Source organism: Tenacibaculum profundi, assembly GCF_052050075.1.
Classification (GTDB): domain Bacteria; phylum Bacteroidota; class Bacteroidia; order Flavobacteriales; family Flavobacteriaceae; genus Polaribacter.
Window position 1 is genome coordinate 3,089,284 of record NZ_CP197225.1, and the last position, 13,174, is coordinate 3,102,457.

12 protein-coding genes are annotated in these 13,174 nt (G+C 31.5%); all 12 read left to right on the top strand.

Translation table 11 applies throughout. The features are described from left to right. The first annotated feature begins 20 nt into the window (after nucleotides 1-20). The 12 genes from thrA to ACSIGE_RS12670 all read left to right on the top strand — a co-directional run bounded on the left by thrA (nucleotide 21) and on the right by ACSIGE_RS12670 (nucleotide 13,125). Entirely contained in the window at nucleotides 21-3,425 is a 3,405-nt protein-coding gene (thrA, locus tag ACSIGE_RS12615; RefSeq protein WP_440880228.1) for a bifunctional aspartate kinase/homoserine dehydrogenase I, read from the top strand. A gap of 131 nt (nucleotides 3,426-3,556) precedes the next feature. Beyond that, on the top strand, nucleotides 3,557-4,723 hold the full coding sequence (locus ACSIGE_RS12620; protein WP_440880229.1) for a trans-sulfuration enzyme family protein: 1,167 nt from the start codon (nucleotides 3,557-3,559) through the stop codon (nucleotides 4,721-4,723). Nucleotides 4,724-5,482: 759 nt separating this feature from the next. Continuing rightward, the gene (locus tag ACSIGE_RS12625) at nucleotides 5,483-5,821 is read left to right on the top strand and encodes a hypothetical protein (protein WP_440880230.1); all 339 of its coding nucleotides are present in this window, start codon (nucleotides 5,483-5,485) and stop codon (nucleotides 5,819-5,821) included. A gap of 34 nt (nucleotides 5,822-5,855) precedes the next feature. Continuing rightward, nucleotides 5,856-6,227, top strand: coding sequence for a hypothetical protein (locus ACSIGE_RS12630; RefSeq protein ID WP_440880231.1), 372 nt, complete (start codon nucleotides 5,856-5,858; stop codon nucleotides 6,225-6,227). A gap of 9 nt (nucleotides 6,228-6,236) precedes the next feature. Continuing rightward, nucleotides 6,237-6,431, top strand: a complete 195-nt coding sequence (locus ACSIGE_RS12635) for a hypothetical protein (RefSeq protein ID WP_440880232.1) — start codon at nucleotides 6,237-6,239, stop codon at nucleotides 6,429-6,431. A 492-nt stretch (nucleotides 6,432-6,923) separates the two neighbouring features. Beyond that, nucleotides 6,924-7,331, top strand: coding sequence for an RrF2 family transcriptional regulator (locus ACSIGE_RS12640; RefSeq protein WP_440880233.1), 408 nt, complete (start codon nucleotides 6,924-6,926; stop codon nucleotides 7,329-7,331). Between the two features lie 119 nt (nucleotides 7,332-7,450). Beyond that, nucleotides 7,451-7,705 (top strand): DUF2061 domain-containing protein, encoded by a 255-nt coding sequence (locus tag ACSIGE_RS12645; RefSeq protein WP_440880234.1) that lies wholly within the window; start codon nucleotides 7,451-7,453, stop codon nucleotides 7,703-7,705. Beyond that, on the top strand, nucleotides 7,702-8,325 hold the full coding sequence (locus ACSIGE_RS12650; RefSeq protein ID WP_440880235.1) for a phosphoadenosine phosphosulfate reductase domain-containing protein: 624 nt from the start codon (nucleotides 7,702-7,704) through the stop codon (nucleotides 8,323-8,325). Before ACSIGE_RS12645 ends, ACSIGE_RS12650 begins: the two co-directional genes overlap by 4 nt. Before the next feature lie 16 nt (nucleotides 8,326-8,341). Then, nucleotides 8,342-9,247 carry a sulfate adenylyltransferase subunit CysD gene (gene cysD / locus ACSIGE_RS12655; RefSeq protein ID WP_440880236.1) on the top strand — a complete coding sequence of 302 codons (906 nt, stop codon included), beginning with the start codon at nucleotides 8,342-8,344 and terminating at the stop codon, nucleotides 9,245-9,247. A 36-nt stretch (nucleotides 9,248-9,283) separates the two neighbouring features. Then, nucleotides 9,284-10,531 (top strand): sulfate adenylyltransferase subunit 1, encoded by a 1,248-nt coding sequence (locus ACSIGE_RS12660; protein ID WP_440880237.1) that lies wholly within the window; start codon nucleotides 9,284-9,286, stop codon nucleotides 10,529-10,531. Between the two features lie 11 nt (nucleotides 10,532-10,542). Further along, nucleotides 10,543-10,890 (top strand): 4Fe-4S dicluster domain-containing protein, encoded by a 348-nt coding sequence (locus ACSIGE_RS12665; RefSeq protein WP_440880238.1) that lies wholly within the window; start codon nucleotides 10,543-10,545, stop codon nucleotides 10,888-10,890. 126 nt (nucleotides 10,891-11,016) lie between these two features. Beyond that, nucleotides 11,017-13,125: a nitrite reductase gene (locus ACSIGE_RS12670; protein WP_440880239.1), complete on the top strand. Its 2,109-nt coding sequence runs from the start codon at nucleotides 11,017-11,019 to the stop codon at nucleotides 13,123-13,125. The last annotated feature ends 49 nt before the right edge of the window (nucleotides 13,126-13,174 follow it).

Consider the following 13,174-nt stretch of genomic DNA (forward strand, 5'->3'; position numbering starts at 1 on the left):
TTGTTTTCTAAATACAATCAATGAGTTTAAATAAAAATTTAAATCACGTAACAGTTGAAAGTTACGTTACAGAAAGTGGTGCTCAGTTCAATAATTTACCGTTAAGTTATCAGTTGTTTGGTGAAGCACTGGGTACTGCACCTGTAATTTTAATAAATCATGCATTAACTGGGAACAGTGATGTTGCCGGAGAAGATGGCTGGTGGAAAGATTTAATAGGAGAGAATAAAGTAATTGATACCAATGAGTATACGATACTTTGTTTTAATATTCCTGGAAATGGTTATGATGATTTTTTAATTGATGATTATAAAAGTTTCGTAGCAAGGGATATTGCTAAGATTTTCTTATTAGGGTTGGAAAAACTTAAAATAGAAAAGTTGTTTGCTCTTATAGGAGGATCATTAGGAGGAGGAATTGCTTGGGAAATGGTAGTTATACAACCAAAAATAACTGAACACTTAATTCCTGTTGCTACGGATTGGAAATCGACAGATTGGTTAATAGCCAATTGCCAAATTCAAGAATTGTTTTTAACCAATTCGAACAATCCAGTGCATGATGCACGAATTCATGCCATGTTGTGCTACAGAACGCCAGAGTCTTTTAAGAAGCGTTTTCAACGAACTAAAAATGAAGAATTACAAATTTTTAATGTTGAAAGCTGGTTATTGCATCATGGAAAAAAGTTACAGGAACGCTATCAGTTGGCTTCCTATAAGCTCATGAATCAATTGTTAAAAACTATTGATGTAACAAAAGGTAGAGAAGGACTGAATGTATTAGAAACAATAGAAGCCGATATTCATATCGTTGGAGTAGATTCTGATTTATTTTTTACTGCCGAAGAAAACAGAGAAACACAAAAAGAATTAGCAGCAGTGCATCCAAATGTAACTTATGATGAAATTAATTCAGATCATGGACATGATGCATTTCTAATTGAATACGAGCAACTAAAAAAGATTGTTGAACCTATATTCAATAAAAATAGTACAAATAAAAAAATGAAGGTTTTAAAGTTTGGCGGAAAGTCATTATCGAATGACGGAATCCATGATGTAGTATCTATTATAGAACAAAAAATTAACGAAGGAGAAAAAATAGCAGTGGTTGTTTCTGCAAGAGGTAATGCAACCGATACTTTAGAAAGCATTTTAGAAAAAGCTGCTAAAAATGAAGTGTATACTGAACAGCTTGAAGCCTTCAAGAGAGAGCAAACGTTAGTAACCCCGCTTATTGATTTTTCACAAGAGTTTGATCGTTTGGAAAGGTTATTCGAAGGAGTAAGTTTATTGGGTGATTATAGCTCAAAAATTAAAGATGAGGTTTTAGCACAAGGAGAGTTGTTGTCTATTAAAACCGTTTCTGAGTTATTGGAGCAAAAAGGGATCAATGCAAATCCAACGGATGCTAGAGTGTTACTAAAGACCGACGAGAACTTTGGGAATGCCCAGCCAATTAATGAGGTTTCAAAGGAAAAAGTGACAAAATATTTTGAAACTAATAATGGAAATACAGTAAATGTTGTCACTGGTTTTATAGCATCAACATTAAACGATGAAACCACAACTTTGGGAAGAAACGGAAGTAATTATACAGCCTCTTTATTAGCGAATTACTTAAATGCAGGAGAATTACAGAATTATACACATGTTGATGGAATATTTACAGCGAATCCTGATTTAGTAGCAGATGCTAAGAAAATTGAAGAATTATCATTTTCAGAAGCGAATGAGTTAGCCAATTTTGGAGCGAATATCTTACACGCAAAAACTATCATTCCTTTATTAGAAAAAAATATCAACTTAAGAATTCTTAATACATTTAAACCGAATGATAAAGGAACATTAATAACCTCTAAATCTAGTCAAAAAGGAATTAAGTCATTATCAATCTTAGATAATGTGGCTTTATTAAACTTCGAAGGGAGAGGATTATTAGGGAAGGTTGGAGTAGATGCTCGAATCTTTAGAGCGTTAAGTAATCAAGATATTAGTGTAAGTATTATTTCACAAGGTTCGTCTGAAAGAGGAATTGGATTAGTGGTAGATAAAGCAAATGCCGAAAATGCTGTAAAAGCTTTAGAGGTAGAGTTTGAAAATGACTTTTATACAAAAGACGTAAACAAAATTTCTATTCTTGAAGACGTTTCTGTAATTTCAATTGTAGGTCAAGATTTAAGTGAGTTCCATCACCCGTATAATGCTTTAATTAAAAACCAAATTGTACCGTTACTTTTCAACAATACGATTACGGGTAAAAATGTAAGTTTAATTGTAAAAAAGAGTCAGCTTCATAAAGCTTTAAACGTTATTCATGGACAGGTTTTTGGAGTTGCAAAAAAAATAAATATTGCGGTATTTGGAAAAGGGTTAGTAGGAGGAACGCTTATTAATCAGATTTTAGACAGTACTAAGAGCATTTTAGAAAGAAAGAAAATTCAACTGAATGTATTTGCTATTACAAATTCAAAGCAAGTATTATTGTCTACAAATGGAGTAAATGGAGAATGGAGAGCAGCGCTAGATACCAGTGAAAAGAGCGATACCATTGTTCAAAGTGTAATTGATTATGCGAAAGAGCATCATCTAGAAAACTTAATCGCAGTTGATAATACAGCTAGTTTAGATTTTACAGCGAATTATATTCCTTTAGTAGAAGCAGGTTTTGACTTGGTTTCTTCTAATAAGATAGCGAATACAGTTTCTTATGATTTTTATAAAGAGCTACGTAAAACATTAGATTCAAATAGCAAGAGCTATTTATACGAAACGAATGTTGGAGCTGGATTACCATTAATAGATACCATAAAATTATTACACGATTCAGGTGAAAATATTACTAGAATTAGAGGTGTGTTCTCTGGATCATTAAGTTATATATTCAATAGATTTTCTGCAGATGAGGTTCCGTTTTCAACAGTACTTCAAGAAGCAATTGATAAAGGATTTACGGAGCCAGACCCCCGTGAAGATCTGTGCGGAAATGATGTTGCTCGAAAATTATTGATTTTAGCTCGTGAGTTAGATTTAGAAAATGAATTTGAAGATATCACGATTGAAAACCTTATTCCAGAAGCATATAGAGATATTACTGCGGATGAATTTTTATCAGACTTGACTAAGTTGAATCCATTCTTCCAAGAAATAAAAGAGAAGCAAGAAGAAAGTCATGTTTTAAGATATATTGGAGATTTACATGGAGATTTGCAACAAACAAAAGGGCAGTTAGATGTGAAACTGGTTTCTGTTCCTCAGAACTCCCCACTAGGAAGTTTAAAAGGTTCTGATGCGATTTTTGAAATCTACACAGAATCCTATGGAGAACAACCAATTGTTATTCAAGGCGCAGGAGCGGGAGCCCAGGTTACAGCGAGAGGAGTTTTTGGAGATATTCTAAGACTAGCAAAGAGTGGTAATTAAGACTTAACGATAAATAATAATTGAAATTATAAATAAAATGATGATAAAACTTTTACTTAATTGAGTGAAAGTTTTATCATATTTATTGTAGGTTTTTAAAGATTAATAAGATACGAAACACGAAAAATAAGATGAGCAAAAATTTTGAAACAAGAGCAATACGAACTCAGACTGAAAGAACTCAGTTCTCTGAGCATTCTGTTCCTTTATACTTAACTTCAAGTTTTACGTTTGATGACGCTGAAGACATGAGAGCTTCTTTTGCCGAAGAAAAAGAGAAAAATTTATACAGTAGATTTTCCAATCCGAATACAACAGAGTTTGTAAATAAAATAGTGGATATGGAAGGTGCTGAAGCAGGTTATGCTTTTGCTACAGGAATGGCAGCCGTTTTTTCAACTTTTGCAGCGCTTTTAAATTCAGGAGATCATATTGTCTCATCTCGTTCGGTTTTTGGATCAACGCATAGTTTGTTCACAAAATATTTTCCAAAATGGAATATTGAAACAAGTTATTTTAAAATAAATGAGCCTGAAACAATAGAAAGTCTTATTCAACCTAATACAAAGATATTGTATGCAGAAACTCCGACGAATCCTGCTGTTGATATTATAGATTTAGAGATATTAGATGGAATAGCAAAAAAGCATAATTTATTATTAGTAATTGACAATTGCTTCGCTACTCCTTATTTGCAAAATCCAATTAAGTATGGAGCGGATCTGGTTATCCATTCTGCAACTAAGTTAATTGATGGACAGGGAAGAGTGCTTGGTGGAGTAACTGTAGGTAGGTCTGATCTTATTAGAGAAATTTACTTGTTCTCAAGAAATACGGGGCCAGCAATGTCACCTTTTAATGCTTGGGTATTATCTAAGAGTTTAGAAACGCTTTCCATACGAGTAGAAAAACATTGTGGAAATGCATTAAAAGTGGCAACATTTTTAGAAGGACATGATCAAGTTAATTTTGTGAAGTATCCTTTCTTAAAATCACATCCACAGTATGAAGTAGCGAAGAAACAAATGCGTTTAGGAGGAAATATTGTAGCCTTTGAAGTCAAAGGAGGAATTGAAGCAGGTAGAACATTTTTAAATAGAGTCAAAATGTGTTCATTATCAGCAAACCTTGGAGATACCAGAACCATCGCGACGCACCCAGCATCTACTACTCATAGTAAATTAAGCGAAGCCGATAGATTAGAAGTTGGAATTACAGACGGATTAGTACGCTGTTCTATTGGTTTAGAGAATGTAGAAGATATCATTGAAGATTTAAACCAAGCTTTAAGTTTTTAATATTTATATTTCATAAGGTAGGCCTATAAGCTTACTTTATGAATATATTTTTATTAAATTCTCAATAAAAATAGTTAATGTATTTTTAAAATCTACTTGGTATACATAGTAGATAATTTTAATTACAATGAATGTAATATGATTTTCTGAATAAAGTATGACTGTTTTCATTTCTATTTTATAAGCTTCATAAAATTCATTCCGAAATGTTTTATTAATCTCCTTTCGTTTTTTGTGATTTTATAGATTTTCAAATAGTTCAGTTAAAAATATAATGCATGTAAAATTAATATTATTTACCTCTTATATAGTACTAATAATTCATTTTTAACTATTATTAGGCTATAAATCTTCTAAACAGTTTTTTGATGCAACCTTGAACTTATTTTTAATTATTTATTCTTTTTTTAGACACATCGTTTCTTTTTTTTTCCAAACATTACATTGTAAATACTTCATATTGTTTTTAACAACGGACTAAAAGTACTTTTGTCAAAACAATAAATATAATTCTCTTGATAAAGGGATAATAAATTTTTGATGCTATAATTAACGCTTTATTATAGTTGAAATATCTAAAAAAAGTATGATTTTTTTCTTTATGTAAAGAGGGATAATTTAAGAATTATCATAGCTATTATTCTCTTTTTATTCTTAAATAGAAGGTAAAAGAAATATCTTATAACGATAATTTCAACTTATAAAAGGTATAGGTAGCTAATTTTTATTTTTTAACAAATAACATTCTATAATATTATAATGGGAAAATTAGATCTTACTTCTATAGTAGAGAAGTCACAAGCAGAATCAGGGCTTATTTTCGATTCTGAAGGTCATATGTTAGATTCATATAAAGTATCAAATGAAAATAATGTTTCAGCAATGATAGGGGTAATTGTAACGATGTCAAATGAACTTCTTCAAGATACAATGGAAACAAAGATAGGAGATGATACTAACGCTATTTCTTTAGCTTCGAAAAGTGGATTTATAATTATTGAAAAAATAAGTAAAGATCAATTTATTTGTTTGATAACTAAAGATCTTTCAAATGCTAATTTTATGAAACTAACATTACGAAAAATAGTTTCAGCATAACAATAAAAAATTTTATTAATTCAATCTTTTAAATATGAAAGAAATTTTAAATGACCTAATTACAAATTTAAAAGTAATAGATGGGTTTATCGCAGTATCAATTACAGATGTATCTTCAGGTGAAGCTTACGATTCTTACACAGCTAATAAAGAATTTGACCCAGATTTAGCTTCTGCTTACAATTTAGAGGTAGTAAAGGCAAAGTTAAAGGCGATTGAAGCTTTAGGTTTAAATGAAAACATAGAAGACATTACGATTACATTGTCATCTCAGGTACATATTATCAATATCGCACCGAGCGGAAGTTATTTTATTTATCTAGCAATTGATTCAAAGAAAGCTAATGTAGGAATTGCTAAGGCTTTATTAAATAGGCATAAAGTTAAATTAAATGAGACTCTATAGAGTTAAAAAATGAAAAACACAAATCATTTATCGATAGACAAATCTTTAAAAAAACATTTGAATAACTATCTTAAAACATTCAGGAATTATAGAATATCAGATAGAGCTACTTTGATGAATAAAGAAAAGAATAAGAAGGTTTTTCTTGATGTATTATTTAAAGAATATGATAGTTTGGGAGAAATGATGAAGTCATTGTTTTAAAGAAAATAGATCTCTAAACCAAAAAAGGTGATAGGTGTGTAATTAAAAAAATATTTCTTGAAGAGATAACGAATAAATAATAAAATTTGATACTTATTAAATAAGTAATCATATTTGGATCAAAGTTAGCTTTATGAAATATATCTTATAATTCATAAGCCTTTTGCAAAGAACAATAAGGCTTATGGTTTTAATTTCTAATTAAAATATTCTTTTTTAGTTTAAACTTTCTAAAAAAATATGTTTCTATTTTTTAATTTAATTCTAAAAATGATTTACTTTAAAGATTTAGTGTTTTAGAATTAATATGTGTTTGAAAGCATGCTACAAATAGAATACTTCTTAAGTATATATTTCAGAATAGTATCGCTAATAAACTCTATTAATTTTAGTTGAAAATTGATTATTAATGACAATTGAGAGACGAACAATTTATTTATAATTTGAAATAATCTAAATTATTTGAAAGCTTAAAAATTTTATATTTGTAGCATGCTTTCAAAGAAAACTAAATATGGGATTAAGGCACTTACTTTTATTGCAAGGCAAGAAAAAGGAGTAAAAGTTCAAATAGCGACGATATCTCAACAAGAAAATATATCACATAAGTTTTTAGAAAGTATACTACTGACCCTTAGAAAGTCTGGAATTTTAGGGGCTAAAAAAGGAAAAGGAGGTGGCTATTATTTGTTAAAGAATTCTGGAGACGTTAAAATGACAGATGTTATTCGGACTCTAGAAGGTCCAATTGCCATGGTTCCATGTGTAAGTTTAAATTTCTATGAAAAATGCGATGATTGTCCAGATGAGGAAACTTGCTCTGTACACAAGTTAATGATTCAAGTACGTGATAATACGCTGAATGTTCTTCGAAATACTACGTTGGCTGATCTAGTCTAAATTTTATTCTAATCTTATCTAATTGTTAATTTTTTATTTTTTTCTTTCAAATTAAAGAAGAGTTTTTATATTTGTCAACTTAAAACCTACTATTCCGATAGGGTAAAAGGTAAAATTAAATGATTTTAGAACAAACAATAGAAGATAAAACAAATTATAAGACGGATAAGAAGTCCGAAAAACCAATTAGAAGTGTTGTAAAATCAATTAGTTGGAGAACTGTAGGAACCCTCGATACGATTTTGATTTCTTGGATAATTACAGGACAAGTAAAAACAGCTTTATCTATTGGAGGAATAGAATTAGTAACAAAAATGCTCTTATATTTTTTTCATGAGAGAGTTTGGAATAGTATAAAATGGGGTAAAAAATGAATTTAGAAACGATCGATTTAAAAGCAGTAAACGAACAATTAAAAAACAAAACACCTAAAGAGGTTGTGAAGTGGGCTTTGGATATGGGGCTAAAACCTGTGATTACTACAAACTTTAGACCTTATGAAGGTGCTATTCTACATTTAGTTACTTCATTAAATAATGATATTGAGGTTATCTGGTGTGATACGGGTTACAATACTCCTCAAACATACAAACACGCTGAGGAGCTAATACACAAGTTACAATTAAACGTACAGTTATATGTTCCAAAGCAAACGGTAGCGCATAGAAATGTAATCTTAGGATTACCAACTGTTGATGATCCTAACCATGCTTTATTTACGGAGCAAGTGAAACTAGAGCCTTTTAAAAGAGCGATGCAAGAGCATAAACCAAAAATTTGGTTCACTAATTTAAGAAAAGGGCAAACAGTTTTTAGAGATAGTATTGATGTTGTTTCACAAAGTAAGGATGGCGTAATTAAAGTAAGTCCTTTTTATAATTTTTCAGATGAAGAATTAGATGAGTATTTAGAAAAATTTGACATTCCAAACGAGTTCAAATATTTCGATCCAACAAAAGTAGAGAATAATAGAGAGTGCGGTTTGCATGTTTAAAAAATAGATTAGGAAGATGAATACGAAAGAAATTAGAGTAGGAGCCTTAGAAAGTGAAGCTATATATATATTAAGGGAAGTAGTCGCTCAATTTGAAAAACCAGTATTATTGTTTTCAGGAGGGAAGGATAGTATAACACTGGTGAGACTTGCTCAAAAAGCGTTTTATCCCGGTAAAATTCCTTTCCCATTAATGCACATCGATACAGGACACAATTTCCCTGAAACGATCGAGTTCAGAGATCGTTTAGTTGATGAGCTTGGAGTAGAGTTAATCGTAAGAAATGTTCAAGATAACATTGATGCAGGAAAGGTAAAAGAGGAAACAGGAAAGTACGCTAGTAGAAATATGTTACAAACAGAAACTCTTTTAGATGCTATTGATGAATTTGGTTTTGATGCTTGTATTGGAGGAGCAAGAAGGGACGAAGAAAAAGCAAGAGCGAAAGAACGTATTTTCTCAGTTAGAGATGATTTCGGTCAATGGGATGAAAAAAATCAACGCCCTGAATTATTTGATATGTTAAATGGACGTATTGATTTGGGACAAAACGTTAGAGTTTTTCCAATTTCTAATTGGACAGAATTAGACGTTTGGTCGTATATACAGCAAGAAAGAATTGAAATACCTTCAATCTATTTTGCTCACAATAGAGAAACTTTTGTTAGAGACGGACTTATTTGGTCTGCTAACGACGAAGTAGTCTATAGAGAAGACGATGAAAAAGTAGAAGAACGTATGGTGCGTTTTAGAACGGTTGGCGATATGAGTTGTACAGCAGCAGTATTATCGGTAGCAACTGATATTGATACAATAGTTGATGAAATAAGAGTATCAACAATATCCGAAAGAGGTGCAAGAATCGACGATAAAAGGTCTGAAGCAGCAATGGAGAAGAGAAAGCAACAAGGATATTTCTAAAAAAATAAAACGTAACTAAAAACAGAAACAAAGGCAATGAATGTATTGAAAATAGCAACGGCTGGAAGCGTAGATGACGGAAAAAGTACGTTGATAGGACGAATTCTCTATGATACGAAATCTTTAACAGATGATAAATTAGAAGCAATTGAAGAAAAAAGTAGACAAAAAGGGTTCGATTATTTAGATTTTTCACTGGCAACAGATGGATTGGTAGCTGAGAGAGAACAAGGAATTACGATTGATGTGGCTCATATCTACTTTTCTACTCCAAAAACTAGTTTTATTATTGCTGATACTCCTGGGCATATTGAATACACTAGAAATATGGTTACAGGGGCTTCAAATTCACAAGCTTCAATTATTTTAGTAGATGCTAGAAACGGAGTTGTAGAACAAACTTACAGACACTTCTCTATTAATAATCTTTTAAGAGTGAAAGATGTAGTTGTAGCGGTAAATAAAATGGACTTAGTAGATTTTTCGAAAGAGAAATTTGATCAAATAAAAGGAGAAATTGAGTATTTAGCAAGCAAAAGTGAGTACCAAAATCAAAATATAACATTCATACCAATTTCAGCATTACATGGAGATAATGTCGTGGATAGATCCGATAGAATTGATTGGTATAATGGGCCAAGTTTATTAGATCATCTTGAAAATTTAAATCCAGAAGATGTTCAAGAAGCTTCTCAAGTGCGTTTTCCGGTACAAAATGTGATCAGGCCTAAAACAGAGGAGTATCATGATTTTAGAGGATATGCAGGTAAATTATACGGAGGTGATTTAGCGATAGGTGATGAGGTAACCATCTTACCATCAGCAATAAATTCTAAAGTTAAAAGTATTCATTTCTTTGATAAAGAATATGAAGTAGCAAAAAGAGGAAGTTCAGTAAGTATAACTTTAGAAGATGATGTAAATATTAGTAGAGGTGATATGATTGTAAAGGCAGGTGAAGAGCCAAAGGTAGTGAAGCAATTGGATGCAACAATTTGTTGGATGGATAAAACACCTTTACAAGTGTCAGAGAAGTATTACATCAAACATGGAGTTAACGATGCTCAAGTAAAAATTATAAATATTTCATCAACTATTGAAACTGATTTTTCAGGAAAGAAAGGGTCTTCTGATCAATTAACCTTAAATGAAATTGGAGAAGTTTCGCTAAAAGTAAGCAAACAACTATTTATCGATAGTTATAAAAGTAATAAAGCTAACGGAGCATTTATTTTAGTAAACCCAAAAACTAATAACACAGCAGGGGTTGGTTTTATTAATTAAACGAGTGATCTATGGCAATTATAATAACCGATGAATGTATAAACTGTGGGGCGTGCGAACCCGAATGCCCAAACACAGCAATTTACGAAGGAGCCGTAGATTGGAACTATAGTGAAGGGACTTCCTTAAGTGGAAATGTGGAGTTCCCTGGAGGTAAGGAAGTTGATGCAAATGAGGCTCAGATGCCAATTTCAGATGAGTATTATTTTATCGTTGCTGATAAATGTACAGAGTGTAAAGGATTTCATGAAGAACCACAATGTGCGGCAGTTTGTCCAGTTGATTGCTGTGTGCCAGATGAAAATAATGTAGAGACGGAAGAAGATTTATTAGTAAAACAAAGCTTTCTACATCAATAGCCTTTGTCCTAGAAACCATAAAGAATAATAAAATTTAATTTCAAATTACAGAATATAATTAGCTATTAACTTGTAATTAAAATACTTTGAGAACTAATAATTTTTCAAAGAAAACTAATAAAAATCATGCAGAGTTTTAGATCAGAAATAGAAAACCCAGTTGTAGAAAAAGACATTCTAGAATTAGAACGCAAGATTCGTTTATTTAAAGAAGGTCAAATTGATGAAGAGCGATTTAGAAGTTTACGGCTAGCTCGTGGAGTATACGGACAGCGTCAATTAGGCGTTCAAATGATACGTATTAAATTACCGTATGGTAAAGTAACAAGTGAGCAACTTCATAGAATTGCTGACGTTTCTGACGAGTATTCTCGAGGTCGCTTACATATTACAACACGTCAGGATATTCAAATTCATTATGTGAGTTTAGATAGAACGCCAGAATTGTGGGCACAACTAGAAAAAGACGATATTACATTAAGAGAAGCCTGTGGAAACGCAGTACGTAATGTAACAGCATCGGAAACTGCAGGAATCGATCCTAAGGAACCTTTTGATGTTACTCCATATGCACACGCAACTTTTGAATTTTTCTTAAGAAACCCAATTTGTCAAGAAATGGGAAGAAAATTTAAAATGTCATTCTCGTCTACAGAAGAAGATACTGCTTTAAGTTTTATGCATGATTTAGGCTTTATTGCCAAAACTAAAAAAGTAGGAGACAAAGAAATCAAAGGATTCAAAGTTTTACTAGCTGGTGGTTTGGGGTCTCAACCTCGTCAAGCTGATGTAATGTATGAGTTTTTAGAAACGGATTTATTAATTCCTACTATTGAAGCAGTATTAAGAGTTTTTGACCGTCATGGTGAAAGAGCAAAACGAGCGAAAGCAAGATTAAAATTCCTAGTAAAAAGTTTAGGTTTAGACGGTTTCTTAGCATTAGTTGAAGCAGAAAAAAGAGCTTTAGCATATCAAACATATCCAGTTGATACCTCAAAATTTGAACAAGAATTAATTTTTGGAACGGATGAAATTCCGTCAGTGGTTATTGAAAATATAGAAGAATATAACGAGTGGAAAAAGACCAATATTTTAAAACAAAAACAAGAAGGTTTATACGCTATAGGAATCAAAGTTCACTTAGGAGACTTCTACACAGATAAAGCTCGTTTATTAGCTGATTTAATCAAGAAATATGCGGCGAATGAATTACGTTTTACTTTACGTCAAAATATTTTAATTCGTCATGTAAGAGAAGAGTTTTTACCCGTTTTTTATGCAGAATTAAAGAAGCTTGGTTTTACAGATGTTGGGTACAATACCCTTTTTGATATCACGGCGTGTCCAGGTACCGATACCTGTAATTTAGGAATTGCGAGTAGCACAGGAATTGCGGCCGAATTAGAACGAGTTTTAAAAACAGAATATCCACAATACGTAAACAATACAGATATCACAATTAAAATTAGTGGGTGCATGAATGCTTGTGGTCAACATAATATGGCTCATATTGGATTTCAAGGAATGTCGGTAAAAGTAGGAGCTTTATTAGCACCAGCTTTACAAGTGTTAATCGGTGGTGGTATTGTTGGAGACGGACAAGGTCGTTTTGCTGATAAACTTGTAAAAATACCAAGTAAAAGAGGTCCAGAAGCTTTACGAATTTTATTAAATGATTTCGAAGCTAATAAAGAAGAAGACGAAGAGTTCTTAAGTTACTATGATAGAAATGGGAAAACATATTTCTATAATTTATTAAAAGAATTATCGAATACTTCAAACCTAATTGATGAAGACTTTATCGATTGGGGACATAATGAAAAGTATATAAAAGCTATAGGGGTTGGAGAATGTGCCGGTGTTGTAATTGATTTAGTAGCAACTTTATTATTTGAAAGTGAAGAAAAAATTGAAAATGCTATTGAAGCTTTAAAAGAACAACAATGGGCAGATAGTATTTATCATTCTTATGCAGCGATCATTAATACTGCAAAGGCATTGTTAACTTCTGAAGGAGCTAAAACAAATACTCAAGCTGGAATTATAACCAATTTTGATAAGGTATTTGTTGAAACCAATAAGGTAGAATTATCAACTGCATTTGAGGAGTTGGTATATCAAATAAATAAAAATGAGCCTACTGAGGCTTTTGCAAAAAAATATTTAGAAGAAGCTAAAGCTTTCTATACAACAATCGATGTTTTTAGAAAAGCGAAGGTTGAATTAGAAAAATAAACATAGTAGGATGTTATTGTGTTAAACAATTGATTTTTAGTTGTTTTAA